The 23,085-nt window shown below is 47.3% G+C and carries 21 protein-coding genes; 5 read left to right on the top strand and 16 right to left on the bottom strand.

Translation table 11 applies throughout. From position 1 onward, the window contains the following. Positions 1–81 precede the first annotated feature (81 nt). From rpoZ to MKY01_RS21125, 7 genes are all read right to left on the bottom strand, one after another. On the bottom strand, positions 82–294 hold the full coding sequence (gene rpoZ / locus MKY01_RS21095) for a DNA-directed RNA polymerase subunit omega (RefSeq protein WP_036614619.1): 213 nt from the start codon (positions 292–294) through the stop codon (positions 82–84). A gap of 157 nt (positions 295–451) precedes the next feature. Then, complete coding sequence (gmk, locus tag MKY01_RS21100) at positions 452–1,024, bottom strand: guanylate kinase (RefSeq protein ID WP_017687445.1); 573 nt, start codon at positions 1,022–1,024, stop codon at positions 452–454. A 13-nt stretch (positions 1,025–1,037) separates the two neighbouring features. Further along, positions 1,038–1,298, bottom strand: a complete 261-nt coding sequence (locus tag MKY01_RS21105) for a DUF370 domain-containing protein (RefSeq protein ID WP_006209218.1) — start codon at positions 1,296–1,298, stop codon at positions 1,038–1,040. Between the two features lie 51 nt (positions 1,299–1,349). Beyond that, the gene (locus tag MKY01_RS21110; RefSeq protein ID WP_076211386.1) at positions 1,350–2,249 is read right to left on the bottom strand and encodes a YicC/YloC family endoribonuclease; all 900 of its coding nucleotides are present in this window, start codon (positions 2,247–2,249) and stop codon (positions 1,350–1,352) included. A 19-nt stretch (positions 2,250–2,268) separates the two neighbouring features. Further along, complete coding sequence (locus MKY01_RS21115) at positions 2,269–4,158, bottom strand: bifunctional homocysteine S-methyltransferase/methylenetetrahydrofolate reductase (RefSeq protein ID WP_047843687.1); 1,890 nt, start codon at positions 4,156–4,158, stop codon at positions 2,269–2,271. A gap of 214 nt (positions 4,159–4,372) precedes the next feature. After that, positions 4,373–5,206, bottom strand: a complete 834-nt coding sequence (dapF, locus tag MKY01_RS21120) for a diaminopimelate epimerase (protein ID WP_339283414.1) — start codon at positions 5,204–5,206, stop codon at positions 4,373–4,375. Positions 5,207–5,388: 182 nt separating this feature from the next. Beyond that, on the bottom strand, positions 5,389–8,247 hold the full coding sequence (locus tag MKY01_RS21125; RefSeq protein WP_339283415.1) for a calcium-translocating P-type ATPase, SERCA-type: 2,859 nt from the start codon (positions 8,245–8,247) through the stop codon (positions 5,389–5,391). 356 nt (positions 8,248–8,603) lie between these two features. Between MKY01_RS21125 and MKY01_RS21130 the strand changes: the two genes are divergently transcribed. Both MKY01_RS21130 and MKY01_RS21135 read left to right on the top strand, forming a co-directional pair. Further along, positions 8,604–10,376 carry an NFACT RNA binding domain-containing protein gene (locus MKY01_RS21130; protein ID WP_339283417.1) on the top strand — a complete coding sequence of 591 codons (1,773 nt, stop codon included), beginning with the start codon at positions 8,604–8,606 and terminating at the stop codon, positions 10,374–10,376. A 205-nt stretch (positions 10,377–10,581) separates the two neighbouring features. Further along, the gene (locus tag MKY01_RS21135) at positions 10,582–11,028 is read left to right on the top strand and encodes a GNAT family N-acetyltransferase (protein ID WP_339283419.1); all 447 of its coding nucleotides are present in this window, start codon (positions 10,582–10,584) and stop codon (positions 11,026–11,028) included. 143 nt (positions 11,029–11,171) lie between these two features. On the opposite strand, the gene MKY01_RS21140 is transcribed toward MKY01_RS21135, so the two are convergent. The 8 genes from MKY01_RS21140 to MKY01_RS21175 all read right to left on the bottom strand — a co-directional run bounded on the left by MKY01_RS21140 (position 11,172) and on the right by MKY01_RS21175 (position 19,463). Then, positions 11,172–12,041 (bottom strand): PHP domain-containing protein, encoded by an 870-nt coding sequence (locus MKY01_RS21140; RefSeq protein ID WP_339283421.1) that lies wholly within the window; start codon positions 12,039–12,041, stop codon positions 11,172–11,174. Between the two features lie 66 nt (positions 12,042–12,107). Continuing rightward, positions 12,108–13,031, bottom strand: coding sequence for a selenium metabolism-associated LysR family transcriptional regulator (locus MKY01_RS21145; protein WP_036614641.1), 924 nt, complete (start codon positions 13,029–13,031; stop codon positions 12,108–12,110). 132 nt (positions 13,032–13,163) lie between these two features. Further along, positions 13,164–13,601, bottom strand: coding sequence for a hypothetical protein (locus tag MKY01_RS21150; RefSeq protein WP_017687436.1), 438 nt, complete (start codon positions 13,599–13,601; stop codon positions 13,164–13,166). A gap of 165 nt (positions 13,602–13,766) precedes the next feature. Then, complete coding sequence (locus tag MKY01_RS21155; protein WP_026080981.1) at positions 13,767–14,030, bottom strand: YlbG family protein; 264 nt, start codon at positions 14,028–14,030, stop codon at positions 13,767–13,769. A gap of 30 nt (positions 14,031–14,060) precedes the next feature. Further along, a complete protein-coding gene (locus MKY01_RS21160) occupies positions 14,061–14,498 on the bottom strand; it encodes a YlbF family regulator (RefSeq protein WP_036614642.1) in 438 nt (145 codons plus the stop codon). Between the two features lie 152 nt (positions 14,499–14,650). Next, positions 14,651–16,369 carry a helicase-associated domain-containing protein gene (locus tag MKY01_RS21165; RefSeq protein ID WP_339283423.1) on the bottom strand — a complete coding sequence of 573 codons (1,719 nt, stop codon included), beginning with the start codon at positions 16,367–16,369 and terminating at the stop codon, positions 14,651–14,653. A 36-nt stretch (positions 16,370–16,405) separates the two neighbouring features. After that, positions 16,406–18,100: a DNA repair helicase XPB gene (locus MKY01_RS21170; protein ID WP_339283424.1), complete on the bottom strand. Its 1,695-nt coding sequence runs from the start codon at positions 18,098–18,100 to the stop codon at positions 16,406–16,408. Positions 18,101–18,293: 193 nt separating this feature from the next. Then, complete coding sequence (locus tag MKY01_RS21175; RefSeq protein WP_076318910.1) at positions 18,294–19,463, bottom strand: M20 family metallopeptidase; 1,170 nt, start codon at positions 19,461–19,463, stop codon at positions 18,294–18,296. Positions 19,464–19,673: 210 nt separating this feature from the next. On the opposite strand from MKY01_RS21175, the gene MKY01_RS21180 reads away from it, so the two are divergent. After that, positions 19,674–20,021 carry a YugN family protein gene (locus MKY01_RS21180; RefSeq protein ID WP_036614650.1) on the top strand — a complete coding sequence of 116 codons (348 nt, stop codon included), beginning with the start codon at positions 19,674–19,676 and terminating at the stop codon, positions 20,019–20,021. A 13-nt stretch (positions 20,022–20,034) separates the two neighbouring features. Beyond that, the gene (ftsW, locus tag MKY01_RS21185; protein ID WP_127545425.1) at positions 20,035–21,324 is read left to right on the top strand and encodes a putative lipid II flippase FtsW; all 1,290 of its coding nucleotides are present in this window, start codon (positions 20,035–20,037) and stop codon (positions 21,322–21,324) included. A gap of 128 nt (positions 21,325–21,452) precedes the next feature. On the opposite strand, the gene MKY01_RS21190 is transcribed toward ftsW, so the two are convergent. Further along, positions 21,453–21,815 (bottom strand): Asp23/Gls24 family envelope stress response protein, encoded by a 363-nt coding sequence (locus MKY01_RS21190; RefSeq protein WP_017687428.1) that lies wholly within the window; start codon positions 21,813–21,815, stop codon positions 21,453–21,455. Positions 21,816–21,999: 184 nt separating this feature from the next. Between MKY01_RS21190 and cax the strand changes: the two genes are divergently transcribed. Then, positions 22,000–23,070, top strand: coding sequence for a calcium/proton exchanger (gene cax, locus MKY01_RS21195; RefSeq protein ID WP_036674882.1), 1,071 nt, complete (start codon positions 22,000–22,002; stop codon positions 23,068–23,070). Positions 23,071–23,085 lie beyond the last annotated feature (15 nt).

A 23,085-nucleotide genomic window follows, 5' to 3' on the forward strand; every position in this document is an offset into this window, starting at 1 on the left:
ATTCGTAAAAAAATAACAACCTCGCGGTTGTCAATTAATCCGGCTTACGCCGTATGCAGTTGAAGAGCAGCCGCAGGCGGCTTACTCTTCTTCTTCGTCCTGTCCTTTGATGACAACGAGCAGGTCTCCATAGATTTCTTCCAGTGCAACGCCAACTTGTTTATGGGATCTCGCACCTCTTAAATCCGTTTTTTCACCTTCACGTAGCTGTCTAGCCCGGCGGGAAGCAGCAACAACAAGGGAATACTTGCTGTCGACTTTGTTCATCATTTCATCAATAGAAGGATACAGCATATTAACAAACACCTCTTCGCATTAGTATAATCGCAAGTTGCCGCCTGACAGAACTGATGTGGCATGTCTTCACACCCGGGCATTCCGAGAAGGAGTGCTTCAGTATATGATATGACAACTGCCCCACTTATATCGCATTCTGCAGCGGCAAAAGGGATTATTTATTGATCTTACAATGTTCGGCGATTATGATGCTTTCTATTCTCTTGCACGCCAAATCAATTTCATCATTAACAACAGCGTAATCATACTGCTCCAGCAGACTGATCTCATCAACCGCCACGGACATCCGGTGATCAATGGTCGCTTGGCTTTCGGTACCACGGCCCTGAATGCGATCTTTCAGCTCGTCCAATGAAGGAGGAAGCAGGAAAACAAAGATCCCTTCCGGGAATTTCTCTTTCACTTTTAACGCGCCTTGAACCTCAATCTCCAGAATGATGTCGCGGCCTTCGTTAATCGTTTTCTCTACAAAATCACGCGGTGTTCCGTAATAATTACCAACATACTCCGCATGTTCCAACAATTGATCTTCAGCAATCATGTTCTGGAACTCTTCATGACTTCTGAAGAAATAGTTCACACCATGTTCTTCACCAAGACGAGGCTGACGGGTTGTTGCCGATACGGAATAGATCAATTCCGGCACCCGTTTGCGCAAAGCGCTACATACAGTACCCTTCCCGACCCCAGATGGGCCGGACAACACTACCAGTAATCCCTTAGACATATTACACTCCATTTTATTCGTCGTTATCATCATCTTTCGAAGAAAGACGATGGGCGACCGTCTCAGGCTGAACTGCAGACAAAATGACATGATCGCTATCCGTAATAATTACGGCACGAGTACGTCTTCCGTACGTTGCATCAATCAGCATGTGACGATCTCTTGCCTCTTGTATAATTCTCTTGATCGGCGCCGATTCCGGACTCACGATGGATATAATCCGGTTCGCCGATACGATGTTACCGAATCCAATGTTAATGAGTTTGATTGCCATAATCAGGTTCTTCCCCCTATACATGCGACTCTTTTGCCGAAATGTGGCCGTTCATTCGATATTCGCCGCTTGCTCACGAATCTTCTCCAGCTCCGCCTTCATCTCGACAACACGATTCACCAGAGCCAAATGGTTGGCTTTTGATCCAATCGTATTGACTTCCCGATTCATCTCTTGAATTAGAAAGTCCAACTTACGACCTACGGGCTCATCACTCTTCAGCAGTTCCCTGCTCTGTCCAAAGTGACTCTGTAGACGCGTAAGCTCCTCTTCTATGTTAGAACGATCGGCAAACATTGCAATTTCCATACCCAATTTATGCTCATCAAAAGGGAAAGAGCCTTCTTCCTGCATTTCCGTAAGCCTTTGTCTTAGCTTGTTGCGATAATCACTTACCACAGTCGGTGCAAGATCAAGCATTTCGGTATGCAGTGACTCCAGACGGGTAATCCGCCGTTCCAGATCACTGGCCAGATGAAGACCCTCGCGAGCGCGCATCTGTTCAAGGCTGGACAGAGCCTCTTTCAATCCTTCCTGCAGAACTCGCTCCCATTCGTCCTTCTGCTCTTCGGGAATGGAACTTGTCCCATCCGAATGAACCATGACGTCCGGCAGACCAAGCATATCCACAATACTTGGTTTGCCCTGCATTCCATATTGGGTCTCCAGTTGCTCTGCAGCCTGCAGATAGGCCCTGACCGTCTGTTCATTCAGAACAGCGGGAAGAGCCTGGTCTTCCTCTTTTTCTTTCATTACATAAACATCAATCCGCCCACGTTTCAAACGACTCTGTACGATCTTCCTCAAACCGTCTTCATAATACGTCCACTCTCTTGGCAGACGCATCATCACTTCGCAATAACGATGATTAACAGATTTGATCTCTAATTGTACCTTATAGCCGCCAAAATGAAAGGCGGATTGACCGTATCCGGTCATACTGAATGACATCGGCATCACATCCGTTTTACTATTGTAATTGATTATTAGGGTTGAAACAAGTAGGACATTGATGCTCCGACTTCTCCCATACGTATTGAGTCAGTTCGGCCGTCATGCCGTAGAACATAAACGGTGTCATGAGATAGATGCCTTTGAAATGCGCTGTTGCTACGTCCAGCAGTTCTTTGGCAATTTTTACTCCCATCGCACGGCCTTCTTCGCCTTCCAGACCTGCCATACGGGAACGCACTTCATCCGAAAGCTGGATTCCGGGAACCTCGTTGTGCAGATACTCTGCATTCCGTCCACTCGCTAGCGGCATTACACCTACAAAAATGGGCACATCCAGATGTTTGGTCGCTTCGTGCATTGCTACAATCAACTCAGGATCATAGATCGGTTGTGTCATGATGTAATCAGCGCCAGAGGTAATTTTCTTCTCCAGACGTTGTACAGCTTTCTCCAAATATTTCACATTGGGATTAAATGCTGCTCCGATTACAAAACCAGCTTTTTGCTTCAGTGGTTTACCTGAGAAAGCTACTCCATCGTTCAACTGTTTGATCATGCGTATGATTTCAAAAGAAGTCAGATCGTATACCGAGCTCGAACCAGGCAGATCGCCAAATCTTGCAGGATCTCCTGTTACAGCCAGTACATGATTAATACTCAAAGCATCAAACCCCATCATGTGGGACTGCGTTCCAATCAGATTCCGGTCACGGCAGGCAATATGCACCAGTGGACGAAGGCCCGTGCGATCCTGAACGAGGTGACCCAGCGCCATGTTGCTCATGCGTGTAACCGCGAGTGAATTATCAGCCAGTGTCAGGGCATCGGCTCCGGCTGCTTTTAGTGTCTCGGCACCTTTCATGAACTTGGCAATGTCCAAGTCACGTGGCGGGTCAAGTTCAACGATAACGGTGTGACGATGCTTGACCAGATCAACGATCGTAGGCTGTCCGCCACGTCCGGAACGCTCATCCACATTTTCATGCAACACAATACGCGGTTTGGATTCTGACGGATCAGGCTCCAGAATAGGCGAAGGCACATAGTCAGCAAGCGCCTCTTTCATAGCGGTGATATGATCAGGTGTCGTACCACAGCAACCACCGATAATACGAGCGCCCAGTTCAGCAAATTGCACTGCCGTCTGACCAAAGTACTCCGGAGTCGCACCATAACGGAACTCACCATCTACATAATCTGCTGCACCCGCATTCGGGTAGACGGACATTGGAATACCAATTCGTCCCGAGACGGTTTCCATGGCACGCATAATTCCGTTTGGACCTGAGCGACAGTTAAAACCAATGACATCCGCGCCCTGCTCCCGCATAATCCGGAAGGCTTCAGGCATTGTATATCCGTCCAGTGTGTGTCCTACATCCTCTACCGCGAACTGTCCAATTACGGGCAGATCACTTAGCTTGCGCGCTTGCAAAAGGGCAATATCCATTTCCTCGATATCATAGAAGGTCTCAAGCAAAATGCCATCCACGCCTTCATCTAGCAGTGCAGAGATCTGTTGTTGATAAAAGCGTTTCAGTTCACTCGTTGACACGTTCGTCCGCTTGCCACCTCGAATGGAACCAACTGCACCAAGCACATAACCGGTATCTCCAGCTACCTCTTTGGCGATGCGTACGCCGGCACGGTTCACGTCCTCCACCTTGGACTCCAGACCGAACTTGGACAACTTGTCGTAATTGGCAGAATACGTATTTGTTTCAAATATTTCTGTACCTGCATCCCGATAACGGCGATGTACATCCGCCACTACTTCAGGTGAAATCAAGTTTAATTCTTCATATGAAATCCCCACCGGGAACCCCATTTGGTACAGAAATGTTCCCATGGCCCCATCTCCAACGAGAACCCGTTCCTGCATAACTTTGCGCAAATCCGCCTTCATCCCATTTCCCCCCGCCTAGCTGTGATCATTTACATACTAATGTAACACAAAAAACGCTAAAAAACGAAGAAAAACACAGGTTTTTGATGAGTATCCAGCTCATATGGACTTTCTTGCCATACAGCCCCCAATATGTCTCTGTACAGGAGACACGACCTATCCTTTTTGACAAAAAAAGAGGCCCGCAGGCCCCTTTGGTTAAACCTTTCACTTTTTATGAAGTGATTCCTTTAAAAACAACTTCAGCAGGTCCAGTCATGTACACATGATTGTCAGCTTCATTCCACTCAATGTGGAGATCCCCACCCTTGAGGCTGATGACTGCTGTACGATCTGTATGTCCATTCAGGACAGAGGATACCAGTGTCGCACAAGCTCCGGTTCCACAAGCTAGTGTTGGACCCGCTCCGCGTTCCCATACACGCATGTCCACATATCCACGGTCACGAACTGTGGCGAATTCCACATTGATTTTTTTTGGAAACATAGGGTGCACTTCAAGAAGTGGTCCCCAAGTCGTGAGGTCAAAATTCACAGCGTCATCTACATAGATAACCGCATGCGGGTTACCCATGGATACGGCAGTGAATTTGAACGCATGTCCATTTGCTTCAATGTAGTGATCAACCACTGGGTTGGCATCCACCGTTGTAGGCACTTGAAGACCGTTCAGGATCGGCTCACCCATGTCGACACGTACCGTTTCCACTTTACCATCATGAATGTTGAGACTCACAGGTTGTACCCCTGCACCAATCGTTTCAATGGTGATCTGCTCCTGGTTCACGTGACCATGATCGTATACGTATTTGGATACACAGCGAATGGCATTACCGCACTGTTCTGCTTCCGAACCGTCCGAATTCATGATACGCATCTGAAAGTCCGCCTTCTCCGAAGGGAGTATATAAACCAGGCCGTCCGCACCGATGCCAAAGAAACGGTTGCACCATTTCACAGCCAACTCTGCCGCATCTGCCGGAAGCTCCTTTTCACCAAATACAACGATAAAATCGTTACCAAGTCCATGCATTTTCGTAAATTCCATAATCTTGCCCACTCCTTTTGGCAGTCTACTGCCAAAGCTATATTCTTGCTCTTCTACAGGATTACCATAGAAATTCATATTCAGCATTTACACAAAAAAGCTATCCTGCAAAATGCCAAAGCTTCCGCTTTGAATCATTTTGAGGATAGCATACCGAAATAGGTAGGGAAAAGGTATTGATTTTATGCCGAAAACTTTGTACTTTTCGGTACGAAGCGGCCAGTACCACCCATACGGCGGCGATTACGACGACCACCCCAGACGCTGCCTGCGCCCATAAGAAACGTTGGAATGCCTGCAGCAACGATACAGATCGCCCATTCACGCAAGCCAAGCGGTACGGTTTTGAAGATCGGCTGTAACGGTTCAACGTACATGACAACCAGCATCAGTACAACCGATGAAATCACCGCAAGAACCAGATATTTGTTCTGTAAAGGATTCCGGTGGAAGATGGACCGCGAACTACGGCAATCAAAGACATGAATAAGCTGCGCCAAAACGAGTGTAGCAAAAGCCACAGACTGTGCCTTGATCAGTTGACCCGGATTATCCGGTGCAGCCTGAAGGGTAAGCCAGAACGCTCCGAGTGTGCATAACCCAATCAACACACCCCGGCTGACGATTTTCCACCCCAGTCTGCGGGCAAAAATGTTTTCCTTGGCGCCACGGGGTTTGTGTTCCATCAGATCTTTCTCAGGCTGATCTACCCCCAGCGCCATTGCAGGCAAACCATCCGTTACGAGGTTAACCCACAGAATCTGAATAGGTACGAGTGGTAGCGGCAGGCCCATCATCATCGCAAAGAACATCGTCAATATTTCGCCCACGTTTGATGCCAGCAAATAACGGATAAACTTGCGAATGTTCTCATAAATATTACGGCCTTCTTCAATGGCAGCCACAATGGTTGAGAAGTTATCATCACTCAGAATGAGTGCCGAAGCTTCCTTCGTGACATCCGTTCCTGTAATGCCCATCGCTATGCCGATATCTGCAGCTTTGATCGCCGGAGCATCATTGACTCCATCACCCGTCATCGCGACGACATGCCCTTTGCGCTGTAACGATTTCACGATGCGAAGCTTGTGTTCCGGAGATACCCTTGAGAACACATATATGCCCTCTACCTGTTTATCCAGTTGCTCGTCTGTCATGCCTGCCAGTTGCTGACCACTTAACGAAGCCCCTCCACGTGGAAGAATCCCGAGTTGATGCGCAATGGCTTCTGCCGTTGTTCCATGATCACCTGTGATCATGACGGTACGAATGCCCGCTTTGCGGCATGTGGCAATCGCATCTCGCACTTCACGACGCGGTGGATCAATCATACCTGCAAGTCCTACGAAGACAAGCTGACTTTCGGCGGCATGTTCGTCAGCCACTTTTTCTTCCGGCCGCACTTCACGATAGGCCATTCCAAGGACACGTAGTGCCGCTCCGGCCATGCTCTCGTTAGCTGCCATCACTTTCTGCCGCAGTGTTCCAGTGAAAGGTACAACCTTGCCTTCCCACAAAATATAACTACAGTGTCCGATCAACACATCCGGGGCACCTTTGGTATAGATCATTCGGCCCCCCTGATGATGAACCAGGACCGACATGCGTTTACGCTCCGAATCAAACGGGAATTCCTGCTGGCGGGCATACAACTCTTTGAGTCCGGCAGGAGTAAGCCCCATTTTGGAGGCCAGTGTGACGAGTGCCCCTTCCGTCGGATCGCCTTTCAGTTCCCAAAATACATTATCTCGTTGAACGGTTTCTTCTTGGAGTTCACCTTTTTTCGTGTTTTTCTTGCTTTCCTTTTTGGTATCCTTGCCTTTTTTCTTGCTCCCCACCTCGCTTGAAACACTTTCCACAATACTCGCATTGTTGCAAAGCGCGCTGATCTGAAGCATTCTGCGTAGCGACTGGTCACTCTTCAGTTCCACCGTACGACCGTTCTCCAGCATCTGCCCTTCAGGTGCATAACCATCCCCGGTAACCTTGATGTTACGTCCCTCCAACCACACATCCGTTACCGTCATCTTGTTCTGAGTGAGCGTGCCAGTCTTATCCGAACAGATTACAGATGCACAGCCCAGAGTTTCGACAGAAGGCAGTTTGCGTACAATGGCTTTACGTTTGATCATACGCTGCACGCCTAGTGCGAGTGCAATGGTTACAATAGCCGGCAGACCCTCCGGTATGGCAGCCACCGCGAGGCTGACCCCCGCCAGAAACATGCCAACGGCTGGTTGTCCGTGCAATATACCTGCGACGACAACCATAATGGTTAATCCCAATGCGACAAAAATCAGAATTTTGCCCAATTGCTCCAGCCTGTGCTGTAACGGTGTTTCTTGCTCCTCCGTATTTTGGATCAGATCGGCGATTTTGCCCATCTCCGTCTCCATCCCCGTACGGATAACCACACCTTTGGCTGTACCACGAGTGACCATGGTACCCATAAAACCAATATTCTTCTGATCACCCAGCGGAACGTCCTCGTCCGCAATCGGAAGGCAGTGTTTGCTTACAGGAACCGATTCCCCGGTAAGTGCCGACTCCTCGACATCCAGACTGTTCGTTTGCAGCCAGCGCACATCCGCGGGTATACGGTCCCCACTCTCCACCATGACAATATCTCCGGGGACAAGTTGTTTGGCGGCAAGGTGTACTTCCTGGCCTGAACGAAGCACTTTGGCAAGAGGTGCAGACAACTGTTTCAATGCACGAAGAGATCGTTCAGCCCGGAATTCCTGTACAAACCCCAGAATTGCATTCAGTACGATAATAGCCACAATCGTTACCGCATCCAGATACTCACCCAGTAATCCGGATACCAACGTTGCTCCCATTAACACCAGCACCATAAAATCCTTGAACTGATTCAAGAGCAATGTAATTGGAGAAATGCGTTTCCCCTCGCTCAGCTCATTCGAACCGACCACTTTCCTCTTCTCTGCTACAGCTTCATCCGTCAATCCTTCCTGCGGGCTGACGCCAAGAGTGTTACGAAGCTCTTCATCACTAAGTTGATGCCACTTGGTATGTTCCATGCTTCAAGTTTCCCTCCCAGTCTGTATTTCATCTGCAAAATAAGCTCACATGACTCACCGGCGCGCTGGTCGACAGGCTGTACACTATGCCGGACAAACTACCTGCTCTATATGTATTCGGACAGGTCTGTGATTAGCACCCGGAAGGTGAATCCTTTCCCTGATGGACAGAATAGGCTAAAATAAAAGTCTGCGATGTTCTGCGCAGTACCAATTCCAGCGTTCAACAGGCAAGCAACGAAGAATCTGTAGCCAGTCCTTGTTTTTTTACATACCTGGTTGCACGTTTCAGTTATATAGATGAAGCATTTGGCATGATAAATGCAGATGCTCGATAGAGAGAGGAAGTGGAAAAAATGGCATTGGACGGCATTGTGACACGGGCCATTGTTCATGAACTGCAAGGCTGCATTGGTGGACGTATCAGCAAAATCCATCAGCCGAATGGCCATGACGTAGTTCTCACCCTGCGTGCTCAGCGCGGAAATAGTAAATTGCTTGTTTCGGCAAGCCCGACATATCCCCGTGTGCATTATACGGAAAAGACATTCCTTAACCCTACGGAAGCACCCATGTTCTGTATGTTGCTCCGCAAGCACTGTGAAGGTGCAATCATTGAGGAGATCCGTCAGATTGGCATGGAACGTATTATCCACATCAATGTGCGCCAGCGTGACGAACTGGGGGATGTATCCGTTAAACGGATCATTATTGAATTGATGGGGCGTCACAGTAACATTATTTTGCTTGATCCCGTTACAGGAACGATTCTGGATGGTATTCATCATGTGACTCCTTCCATCAGCAGCTACCGGGTAATCATGCCCGGATTCGCGTATACCGCCCCACCCGAGCAACATAAAAGTAATCCGCTCGAAGTGAGTCGTACAGCATTCGAGGACAGCTATCATGCCGCTGAGGAAGATGCATCACGCTGGCTTGTGAACTCCTTTAGCGGTCTTAGCCCGTTAATTGCGGGAGAGATTGCTACACGTGGGATTGCTGCTGAAGGCCCAGTGAGCACTCAGGCTGTGGTGGAGGGTGAGAGCCAAGTTGAGGCTGGTGCACTCTGGAACGCTTTTGAAGCCGTGATGGGGCCTGTCAGAGATCATATCTACACGCCTGTAACCGGAATGAACGCCAAAGGCAAAATGATTTTCTCGGCCGTTCATCTTCAAAGCATTCAGGACTTGGAGAAAACCTATGACACGATGAGCAAGTGCATGGAGGATTACTACGGAGACAAGGCTGAACGGGACACGGTTAAACAGAGAGTAAGTGATCTGCTCCGTTTTCTGCAGAATGAGCGAAGCAAAAACATCAAAAAGCTGGACAACCTGAACAAGGATCTGCTGGAAGCGGACGATGCGGACAAGTTCAGACTATGGGGTGAGTTGCTGTTTGCCTCCCTGCATCAGGTTCACAAAGGGGACAAAAGCGTCGAGCTTGTGAACTTCTACGATGAAGACCAAGCCAACATTACCATTCAGCTTGATCCACTGCTCACACCGTCTGACAACGCACAACGTTATTTCAAGCGGTATAACAAATACAAGAACAGTCTGGCTGTGATTCATGAGCAGCTTGGCAAAACCAAAGACGAGATTGACTATCTCGATAACCTGTTGCAGCAGCTGTCCATTGCATCCATGAACGATATTGAGGAAATACGGGACGAGCTTGTACAGCAAGGATACCTTCGTGACCGTAATAAAAAGGGTAAAAAGAAGAAGAAAAGTGACCGTCCAACCGTACACCAGTTCACCTCCTCGGAGGGAATTGATATTCTTGTGGGCAAAAACAACCTGCAGAATGAGTATGTGACCAACCGTCTTGCTTCTTCCAACGACACTTGGCTGCATACCAAAGACATTCCAGGTTCACATGTCGTTATTCGCAGTACGGACTTTGGTGAAGCTACATTGGAAGAAGCAGCACAACTTGCTGCCTATTTCAGCCAGGCCAAGGAGTCCAGCAGTGTGCCTGTGGATTACACGTTTATCCGTCATGTGCGCAAACCAAGTGGTGCGAAGCCTGGTTTTGTGATCTATGATCATCAGAAGACGTTGTTTGTCACGCCAAATGATGAATTGATCAAGAGTCTGCCATCCACGATTAAAAATGGATAGTATGCTTAGCTCATAAGGTGCGATGTAACAGTAACAATAGAAAAATCCCCTGACCATTAACGGTTCAGGGGATTTTTATGGTTGTACTACTTGTTTGAATGATATGTGAAGCTCAGCCTATTTATCATTTCCTTTGAATATTAATTCATTTATATGTATAATAATTCAATTCTAAGAAATATAAATACTGTTAAGGAAGTGTACCGTGACCATACATATCAGAGAAACTCAACCTGATGATCTGAAACCCCTGATGGCATTAATGCATGACTATGTGGTGGGATTCTACAACAACCCTTGGCCTGGTCATCAATCCATCCAGCTTTTGATCAACAACCTGCTTAATCAGCAGATCGGTGCTCAATTCGTGGCAGAAGAGGACGGGAAGCTTATCGGATTTTCCACCCTGTTCTTTACCTACAGCACGATGAAAGCAGAACGTGTCGCCATCATGAATGACCTATTTGTTACGGAAACATTCAGAGAGGGCGAAGCAGAAGTCAAATTATTTGCACACTGTCAGCAATATACGCGGGACCATGGATGTGCATATATGTCTTGGATCACAGCAGTGACCAATGAGCGGGCACAGCAATTATTCGAACGTCTCGGGGCTACACGTGGCGCTTGGGTAAACTATTCAATAACATAGACTCTTTTGAGAACAAAAAAAGGGACATGCAAACATGAAGGTTCAGCCCTATCATGCTTGCATGTCTCTTACTCCTTCGATCTTAAAATGTATCCAGTAATACAGAATTTATTATAGTCAGATAGAGCGTTGCAACGTCTCGCTTACTCTCCCCTTTGCTGTGAAGCAGCTGCCTTCAGCCTTTCCAACACATCAACTGTTACGGTCTTGCTACCAAGATCCCCGTGGAAAACAACACCTTGCCGTTTACCATGATAATCAGATCCACCTGTTTCAATGAGGTCGTATTCCTTGGCCAGCTTACCATACCTGCGTTCCTCTTCTGGGCCATGGTCCGAATGAAACACCTCAATGCCATCTGGATGAGAGTCTTCGATGATACGTCGCACCAACTCATCATCGTTATAGAGACCCGGATGGGCAATCACAGCGGCTCCACCTGCGGCTCTGATCCACTCACACGCATCCTCTGGTGCAACGCGGGGTACAGATACGAAGCCTGGCTTGCCTTCAGCAAGATACTGATCAAATGCATCCCGCATGTCAACAGCGTAGCCTTTTTTCACCAGCACATCGGCCATATGAGGTCTGCCAATACTCTCATCCGGCTCTAACGGTCGTCCCAGCTCATCCAGTACCTCCTGCCAGCTTATATCAAGCCCGAGTTCTTGCAGCTTGGCGATAATCAGATGATTCCGCTCATCTCGCGCTTCTCGTATTCCGGCCAACCGTTGCAGGAATATCTCATCCTCCGTATTAACGTAATAGCCCAGTACATGAATATCTTTGCCGCCAGCCCGGGTGCTGATCTCCACTCCGGCAACAACATCAATATCGTACTCTTTTCCCGCTTGCTGTGCTTCCGCTACACCAGCTACTGTATCATGGTCCGTTAGGGCAACCGCAGATAGCCCTTTTTGTTTGGCAAGCTTCACATTATCAGCAGGTGGCTGCATTCCATCGGAAGCCTGACTATGCGTATGAAGATCACAGCGTCCTTGGCGCTGATCCATGATCAACAGCTCCTTTGTGTAAATTGATTATGATTTAATCTTATCTACCATTGATGTTGCCAACTATTATGCCTTCCCCGTCTTATGTACCGACTTAGGCTGCTCCTGCTGACGCAGATAATTCAGGAAAGCGACTGCTGACAGGGGCAACAAGGACGATTTTAGATGGATGGCATAGAACTGCCTTTTGAATTCGAGTCCGCGGATATCCACAATATGAACAAGTCCCAGAGCCAGTTCATGCTGCACCGAAGAAGGAGATAACATCGTAATACCTACCCCTGCCTCCACGGCCGATTTTACCGCTCCTGTACTGCCAAGTTCCATCACCACATTCATATCCTGTGGATCAATCTTTTTCTTTTGCAATTGGTCTTCCATCACCTGACGAGTACCCGAGCCCTTCTCACGCAGCACAAAAGGATAATTCATTACATCCTCAATATTCACTTTGCTACGCTTAGCCAAATCATGTCCGGCAGGTACAATCAGTTTCAGCTCGTCCTGCATGACAGGCTCCACAATCATGTCCGGGTGGTGCACTGGCGCTTCAATCAGACCAAAATTAAGCTGGTGCTTCAATATATCATCCATAATTTGCGTTGTATTCATCACTTTCATGACAATTGAAATATCGGGATACTGAAGTGCAAATGGTCCGAGCATGCGTGGAAGCACATATTCCCCGATCGTTAAGCTGGCTCCCAGCTGGAGTCGGCCCTGTAACATCTGGGTAAACGCCGACATCGCTTCGTCCGTCTGTCTGACCAGCTCTACACTCCGTTTCGCATGAGGTAATAAAGTCCGGCCAGCCTCGGATAATTCTATTTTTTTGGTGGAACGATGCAATAACTTGGTGCCAAAATAGTCCTCCAATGATTGAATCTGCATCGTTACTGCCGGTTGAGTCATATGTAATGCTTGTGCAGCAGCCGAGAAACTCCCCTTCTCTGCTACCGTATAAAAAATATGCAATTGGTGAAAATTCATATCTTCGCCCCTCTTCGATTACACTCTCTACATTGTAGCCGATTTCCCGCTTGGCAACAAAAAAAGCATGCAGCTTGTCTGCATGCAATAATCCTTGAATCTATGATTTCAACATATTGAATCTACTCGGGCTTACTTATGCTTGCGACTATTTTTGACCAACGTCATTCTTCTTGAATGTCTTAACCATGAATAATATGATTTCAGGTCCCTCAACTCAATGGTCTCCGACATACGTCCCAGAAACGTAACTACAATCATTTTGTGCAGCGGGTTGCCCGCAATATCATATTCTCCTTCAAGTTCGGAAAATTCGGCGACCACCACCAGATCCTCATCAATCAGGTAGACGTCCTGTTCATTACGGTAGTATGGTGTTATACGGTCCTGCTTCAGACACTCCCATAACCACGCCGCAATATGGTCATCATCACTACGTGCAGGCTCAATACGGTCTGCATACCGCATCTTGGCATGATGGGTAATGACGATGTCGGCCACTTTCTTGTCTCCAAGAGCCACGAAAAACGGCTCGTAGGTGCTCCAACGTTGCATCACCTTATCACGCATGGGAATCACTCTCCACCAGATAGGACTTTCTATCTATTTATTACCAAATATATTACAACATTAGTCCCGCAACCTCAAGGCGTAAGTTTAACTTTTTTTCACAATAGCCAATTTGTGTATAATTCAAGAAAAGAGCGACCCCAAAGGGTCCCTCCAGTTTCTCTTCTATATTCCGTAAAAGCTCGTTTTGTCCATCGTTTTGCTGGCATACTCGGTTTTGATCTCATTACGATACGAGCGTTCGATCTTGCGCACATAGGAAAGTCGCTTCACATTTTTCATCGTATCATCTGCCCGTTCTGCATTAACATACATGACTACATAATGCATACGGCGGGAGATATAATGCACGGTGCCATATTTTTCGAGATTACGGGCAGCCTTCAAATCACTGACCCAAATAATGAATCCTGTCCTTTCCGCAAACATCATCGTTCCCCGCCCTTCTATAATGATTACTTAACTGCAACCACACTTGCCGCCACTACCGCAGCCGCCCTTCGGATTCGGGTCATTGCTCGGTACTTTAATGGTCGTTGACACTGCAAATGCAATGGTCTCTGACATCTGGAATAACATATCATCCAGGGACTTCTCTGCCTGTTTGAAGCGGATTACCGCCTCGAAATTTTCCAACTCCTGTTCCAGAGCCTTCACCTGGTCTTTTGCTGCATGATAATCCGGGTGAAAATGACCGAAACGCTGTGTTTCTTCAAACAATTCCTTCTTGGCATTCAGCTTCCGAATCCCCATCTGAATCTCAGGGGTAGTCTCGACTTGCTGCTTCCAATATAAATAATCCGATACTTCGGCAGATTGGTTAATCATGTCGCCCAGTTCATATGCGCCCGTTAACACTTGGGCCATATCGACCGTGTTCATTTCCGCTACGCTCATGAAATATTCATCCTATCTATATATAAAGTTCTACTTAACGTAGACTACCTCATCATAGCATATCCATGAATAGTTAAGAAGAGTTTTTCCTGCAATTAGAAATAGGGGGAACTCGAAAATTCGCCTTTCAACCTGATATTCACGTGAAATAGTCAGGTTATGACATCATCTGGCAGGATAAGACGCATTGTATCCCAATCTGACGGGGAGAATGTACGCCATTCCGTCTCTGATGTATTTTCACTTGAATCCAACATGCACCAACCGCTTAAAGTCCATTGTTCATGACCCTCTACCTGATGTGGAATGAGGTATTGCGTACGATTTTCCTGTTGTATCCCCAGCTTGGTCTGCCACTCAATGGCTTTGGCAGCAATCTGTCGGGCGGTTGAACTATGATATCGACGCCACTCCTTGTACCAGGTCTCCGGTATCTCCTCAAATCCCAACAGAGAGAACTTCTTCTCAATAACAGAATGATCACGCTCCAACCCATGCAGAGATGCAGGGACATCAACCAGACCTTGATTATCGGGTGTGTAGAAAGAAGAATATACACCGCTCAACATATCTTTCTCTAATAACTTCGGATCATCTGCGGAGCCTGTACTTTCCTCTATTACCTCCATACTTCTATCTACAATCAATGGTGCAGCATTCGTCTCCTTGCCCCAATCTGCTAACGCAATACGTACATTCTCTGGTATGCCTGTCAGCGCATATTGATCCAGAAACTCTATCACTTCATGTAATTCATACCCTCTGGCTAAGGCCGAAATGAATCGCTCTCTTGTCATACGGTAAATGGACATTCGATCACGCGTCACCCGTTCTGCGCATTGCTCCAGCATCCAGATCACATCAGGCCCTGCTTCCGGCGGTACCAACACTTCGAAATCAGGCTGCATGTAAAATCCACACGGCTCCGCCTCACTTACCATCTCTTGTTCTCGATATAACAGGCTATGCGGTTCGATCAGCCAACGGAATGCCAGCGCTCCCGACTGATCTTCTCCTACTTCACCATAACCCCAGCCGGCCAGTGCGTATAGCCAGCCCCTGATCCGTGGTTTCAATTCCGAATTCTCTATATGGCACCATATGTTTTTTTCTGGAGCAAACACTGCCAATTGATAACGGAAATGCTGCAACGCGGGTTCAGCTTCTCCGTATCTTTCCATACACGCTTGATATACCTCCCGATGCATCTGTCTCCACGAGAGCTTCAACCATGTTTGTAATCGATGATCTACAATCTGAATTTGGCTATCTGACTTCTGAATGAGATTCAGACTGAGCAGTAGATCGAGAAGGATCGCTACGTGGGTCGGATACAAATCCGAATGTTCATATCGGATGCCCAGACCTTCAAAGTCTGTCGAAGATAACACCGTGATCACACTTAATTTTTGAACACTTTTCTTATGTATAGTGCCCTTCCCTGTCAAAGGAAGTCCTTCTCTTTCAATCCACGCGATCAGATGAAGAAGCTCCGCAGCAGTATCCGGCTTTCCTTCCTGTAATACATGAGCATGCTGTGCCATCTGTTTAACGGTTATGCCCACTTTTTGTGCGTAAGCAATCGTCAATGTTTCCATCAACGAAGCAGGAATATAGAATAATTGCTCTCCCCAACTCTTATATACAGATTCAATCCATCTTTGCTGCCTAAGGTTGGCGAATGAAGATTTGGCTTCTGCGACACTTAGTCCTTCGATGGCCCACTGTTCTCGTGGCAGGAGGGAGGAAAAAGGCTGACCGGCATGTTTGTGAAAAATTGCACCAAGCACTTTTTGTTCCACCAAAGCAAGCTTTGACCATGAATCAAGGTTCAGTACCACAGGCTCATCTATTGCTTCAAATGAAGACATATCCCAATCCCTCCTCTTTTCGCGAGTATAAATGAACTATTCGTTCTCATGAACGATAGCATATTCATATCCCTGCTCCACCAAGAACATCTGACGGTTTAATGCAAACTCCTGTTCCTTACTATCCTCTGATACCAACGCATAGAAATATGCTTTGTTTTCTCCAGCTTTTGGTCTCAAAATTCTCCCCAAACGCTGTGCTTCTTCCTGCCTTGACCCGAAACTCCCGGATATCTCAAGCGCAACAGCAGCATCAGGCAAATCCACAGCAAAATTGGCAACCTTGGATACCACAATTGTTTTAATCTCTCCACGTCGAAAAGCGGCAAACCACTTGATTCGCTCTTGCTGTGACATGGTACCCGAGATCAAAGGTGCTTCAATTTCCCGGGCAATCAACTCAAGTTGATCCAGATATTGTCCAATCACTAGCGCAGGCAAATCCCGATGACGTTCCAGCAATCGCTTAACTACATGTACCTTCGCCGGATTCTCGGCAGCCAATCGAAATTGATGTTTAACCTCGGCTTGCAGATAATTTGATCTTAGTTCCGGGGAAAACGGGATACGTATCTCCTGACATTGTACATCGGCAATCCACCCTTGCTGCTCCAATTGTTTCCAAGGCATATCATAGAGCTTCGGACCAATCAACGAAAACACATCCTGTTCACAGCCATCCTCTCGAACCAATGTGGCCGTTAATCCCAGCCTTCGCGTAGCTTGAATATCCGCAGTTGCACGAAACACTGGTGCTGGTAGCAAATGTACTTCATCATATATGACCAGCCCCCATTGCCGCTCATTGAGCAGTTTGATGTGGGTAAAATCAGCATCCTTTGATTTCCGGTGTGTAAGAATCTGATATGTAGCTACAGTCACAGGTTTCACCTGTTTTTTCTGACCGGAATACTCACCGATCTGTTCGCTGGTAATCGTGGTTTTGTCTTGAATTTCCTGAATCCACTGTCGCACAGACGTTGTATTAGACGTCAAAATAAGGCATTCACATTGAAGCCGCTCCAGCACGGCCATGCCAATGACTGTTTTTCCTGCCCCGCAAGGAAGTACGAGTAAACCGCTTCCTCCCATGCCCTCACTGCCTTCAAATGCATCCACAGCCTCTCTCTGGTAAGAACGCAGCGCAAACCGCTCAGAGTGGTCCCCCGGATCATTAGACCGCCAATCAAATGAAAGCTTGGTTCCCTCCCGATATCCCACGTAATCAAGTACGGGGTAACCCAATCGTGTTAATTCCCTTTTTAATAACCCTCGCTGTTCTCCTGGGAGCAGAAGTTCATGAGCGTCCTTACGTTCCATGCGAAAGGCAGCTATTGTTTTCAATCCACTTAATTCATCCAGCAACCGCTCATCCTCACTGTAAAGACGCATTCTGGTGTGATCTGCTTCGGAATGCAGCTTTAATTTGCCATACTGATCCATGATTCTCCGAACATCCTGTATCAGTGCAGCAGGCACGTTCCAGCGGGATACCAGCTCCAAACTTGCGATGACCTGATCTGCATTCCATCCCAGCGCAGCCGCATTCCAGAGCGATAACGGAGTGATTCGGTAGGTATGAAACGCTGCTGGTGTCTTAACCAGTTCTGAATACATCCCAAGCTGCTCTCTTGCTCTTTCGAATCCGGGGTGACCAACTTCCAGCAAAACTGTAAAATCTCGCTGAACGATACAAGCATCTGTCCTTACCGTATGTTCTGTTTCTTCCATTTGGAGCCTTCCTCCTATCACAAAAAAGTCCAGTTCCGGCAACTTCCGAAAATGAACCTCTATAAAGTGCACGTTCAAAAAGTCTAGTTTTCAGTACCGAAAAGTGGACTTTTTGAACAACATCTATAAAATCCACAAAAAAAACATCCTGCCCATACCTCGGTATGAACAGGATGCCCAACTGCATCTAAAGTCATTCGGCTGTGTAACCTTTAGCCATGGCGATAAATAATCTCACGGCCGTCTGCATCGCGTCTTCATCAAAATCAAACATCGGATGATGATGCGGATAGATCGCATTTTTATCCGGGTTACCTGCTCCAACAAACATAAAGCACCCTGGAACCTTCTGCAGATAATACGCAAAATCTTCCGCTGGCATCAGCATCGGGGATGCTTGCACTCGTTCTGCCCCAAATAATTCTGTAGCCTCTCTGAAGAAACGTGCTGTCTCTTGTTCATCATTCACCACAGGCGGATATCCCATAATATATTTCACTTGCGTCTCTGCTCCATATGCTGCCCCTGTCTGGGCTACCATGGTAAGCACGCGCTCTTTCATCCCGTTTCGGGTCTCTTCATCAAACGTTCTTACCGTACCGCTCATTTTGCATTGCTCTGCAATTACATTCTGAGCCGAGCCCGCCTGCATTGTACCAATGGTCAGCACCGCGGGTTGCAATGGATCAACCGAACGACTGACAACGGTCTGAAGCTGCATCACAAGCGCAGAACCCGCGATAAGACTATCTATCGTGGATTGTGGCATCCCGCCATGTCCACCTTTGCCTTTGATCTCAATGTAAAAATCGTCCGCCGCCGCCATCATCGGTCCTGCTTTACTGGCAACAACACCTACAGGCAGCGGAGTCCACAGATGAATGCCATATATGACATCCACGCCTTCAAGCGCACCATCCGCAATGACCTGAACTGCACCACCCGGAAGCAGTTCTTCTGCTGGCTGGAACAAAAAACGAATCTCGCCTTGGATCTCCTGCTTGTGACGGCTGAAATACAATGCCGTACCGAGCAAGATTGAGATATGACCATCGTGGCCGCATGCATGCATTGCTCCTGCTTGTTGTGATGCATACTCGATATTCTTCTCATCCTGAATTGGCAGTGCGTCCATATCAGCTCGCAACATGACGACAGGACCCGGCTTGTCCCCACGAATGGTACCGATGACCCCGTGGCCACCAACATGACGCCTCACTTCAACGCCAAAGCTCTCCAACATATCCGCTACAAAAGAGGATGTCTTCTCCTCATGAAAGGAAACCTCTGGATTGCGATGAAGGTGACGCCGCCATTCCACCATGTGGATCTGCAGATCTTCCCACCATATATTATTAGTCATGTCTCTCCACCCTTTCAATCTTGAACGGGACTTGGATCAAGCCCGAACCTTCCTCTTCAAACCTATTGCTGTATATTGTAGCAGAATTGGAAGAAAACCGATACGAAACGCCTTTGGAAAGCTTGCACGGGAAGGGGAAACATACTATCATGAACTAGAGAAATACTCGAGAAATTATACTCGGAAGCTTATGAGGAGGATCAAACGCTTATGATTTTTGAGAATACAGGCTTGGATGGCTTGAAGAGCGACTTGGCATACCTGGATGAGAGCGCCGAGAAAGTCGGATTTGTCCGGTGGCAATGGGAATATTACCGTGCTACATATGACTACAAAATTGAAGATGAACTAACCAACTCAGAATACTTTGTACGCATTAATACCCGCGCTGTGGAAGGCAAATTGGAAAAACCGGATACCGTTCTTGCTGTTGAAGCAGTATACCTTGGCAAAGCCACTTTCCCTCACGGCCTGGATTATGACTCTTCCGTTCCGCAACCAGTCGTGAAGCTGGCAGCCCAAAAATTACAGCAGCTTAAAGAACTGCTGGAAGCATAGGCTGGGCCAAACGATGAAACAACAAACGGCCCAAACGAAAACGAAGAGAGGCACGCCGGATTTTCAACTGCTAATCCTCACTTTATTGTTGGTGGGCTTTGGACTGGTGATGGTATTCAGCTCCAGTTCCAGCATTGCAATCGCAAGCGAAAAATTTAACAATGATGCCCTTTACTTCACGAAAAAACAACTTATGTGGGCGATTATCGGTCTATTTGGCATGTTTTTTGCCATGAATATCCGCTTCAACAAGTACAAAAAGCTCTATGCACCATTTTTTCTGTTCACTACGGTACTGCTTCTCATTGTGTTGGTCGCAGGTAAGAAGGTAAACGGTGCCCGAAGCTGGATTGAAATTGTCGGCTTCAGTCTTCAGCCTGCCGAGTTTGCCAAAATTGCTATTATTCTGTACCTCTCTGCTCTGATTACCAAAAAAGGCGAGAAATTTAGAGTTCTCAAGACAGGGTATTTTCCCGTCCTGTTCATCGTTGGATTCATCGCAGGACTGATTATGTTGCAACCAGACTTCGGTACCACCTTCATCCTGGTGTCCACCTGTGGTCTCTTGATCTATGCCGGTGGAGCCAGTATGAAACATATCCTGGGTTCGATTCTCTTGGTTGTACTCGGTGGAGCACTGGCGTTCGGAGCGAACTCCCTGTTTTCTTCCATGTCTCCTTCCGACACAACGACTGCTGCAACAGCAGTGACTGCGGAGCAGAACTACAAGATCGGACGTATTCAAGCTTTCTTAAATCCATTATCCGATATTAATGGCGGAAGTCTTAACCTTTACCGTTCCCTTGTTGCCATTGGTGATGGTGGCATGACAGGTTCCGGGATTGGACAAGGTACGATGAAGCTGCATTATTTGCCAAACGCGTATAATGACTTTATTTTCTCCGTAATCGGGGAAGAACTCGGATTCATCGGAAGTGCCTTATTCCTGCTTGTTTACCTGTACTTCATCTGGCGAGGAATCATTGTCTCTCTTCGCTGTCCCGATCCATTCGGAACATTGGTCGGCATAGGTATCATGGGACTGATCGCGATTCAGGCATTTATCAACATTGGTGGTGTAACTCAGACCATTCCGGTGACGGGGGTCACGCTTCCATTTATCAGTTATGGGGGTACCTCACTCTTTGTGATGATGGTTGCCATGGGCATTCTGCTCAGTATCTCACGCACCAACAATCTGGACGTGATCAAGGAAGAGAAAACGAAGTCCGTAACTGTACAGACACAGACTCGTACCTCTCCTGCTCTTCGTTCACGGGAGTCCATCCGTCGGATTCGATAAAAAACAACACAAAAAAGGCTGTGCACCTAATGGATGCGCAGCCTTTTTCTGTGTACTCGGTACAATTCTGTCTATCAAGATGAAGAACAGGTCAATATCGTTCTGTCCTCCATTGCGGATTGCGATTTCTACAGATCGTCGCCTTTGAAAGATACGCCTTCTACCTTTACATTGACTTCAACCACGCGTAATCCGGTCATGGTCTCTACCGCTTCTCTTACATTCTGCTGAAGCATACGGGAAACTTCATGAATCGGGGTTTCGTACAGGACGATGATGCGCAGGTCAATGGCTGCTTCCAGCTGGCCGACCTCAACGCTCACGCCTTTCTGTACGTTTTTACCGCTGAGTCGCTTCGCCCAGCCCTCTGACAATCCTCCAGACATTGCGGCAATTCCGGGTGTTTCCATTGCAGCCATTCCGGCAATTTTTGCAACCACGTCATCGGCAATCCGGATGTTTCCGCTCTCCAGTTGAAGTTGTTCTGCCATGCCACATCCTCCTTCACTTCGTTACTCGTATTTTAAATCCTTTCCACCCCAAAAAGCAAATTAAACTCAAAAAGATGCGTTTACAACCTACCACCATTTGGTTATATTGAAATATGAAAATAATCTCATAAGCGATTTACAGTGTAATTCAAAAACAAAATAATTTATAACCGAGGTGTTTGTTGTGAGAAACCGGATTTCATCCATTTTGCTGATTGCGTTCTTTGCACTCAGTGCCATCGCCCACTACTTGAAATGGGATTCGATTCTACAGTTCGTGATATCAGCCATTTCGGTTATTTTTGTGGCCGGTTTTTTAGGCAAAGCCACCGAAAATGTGGCCCACTACGCCGGACAGCGGCTGGGAGGATTCTTGAATGCCACCTTCGGCAATGCTGCCGAATTGATCATCGCCATTTTCCTCGTCAAAGAGGGACTCTTCGACATGGTCAAAGCTAGTCTGACAGGTTCTATCATCGGAAATCTGCTATTAGTGCTCGGGTTAAGTATTTTTGCCGGAGGACTCAAGTTCAAAATTCAGAATTATAATGTTTCACTTGCAGGTCTGAATGGTTCCCTGATGATTGTTGCCATCATTGCCCTGTTTATTCCGGCAGTCTTTCTCAATACACATTCCATTACACAGAAAGACACCAATACACTTAGTCTCATCGTGGCCGGATTGCTCATCCTCGCGTATATTGCGTGGTTGCTATTCTCCATGGTGACACATAAGAACTACCTCGCAGACGTCACTGAGGATCGCGATGAAGAGCTACCTCATGAGCATGCTCCGGCATGGTCCAAGAAAAAATCAATCCTCTATCTGGTGCTCGCAACAGTCATGGTTGCCTTCGTCAGTGAATGGCTGGTGGGCACGCTCGAAGTCTTCACTTCGGAATTTGGACTTAGCGAACTGTTTGTCGGTGCATTCCTTGTGGCCATCATCGGTAATGCGGCCGAACACAGTGCAGCCATCATGCTTGCCATGAAAAATAAAATTGGAGCCGCCGTTGAAATTGCCGTCGGCAGCAGCTTGCAGATCGCACTCTTCGTTGCTCCTGTACTGATTTTTGTCAGCTACTTCACAGGCAGAACCATGGATATCGTATTCACAACGATTGAACTGGTCGCCATCGGCGTATCCGTATTTATTGCGAAGTCCATTACCCAAGATGGTTCAACGAATTGGTACGAAGGTTTACTCCTGCTCGTCGTATATATCATACTCGGTGTATCCTTCTTCCTGGTGTAACTAGGCCCTCACGTA

This window comes from Paenibacillus sp. FSL R5-0486 (genome assembly GCF_037975155.1).
Classification (GTDB): Bacteria; Bacillota; Bacilli; order Paenibacillales; family Paenibacillaceae; genus Paenibacillus; species Paenibacillus amylolyticus.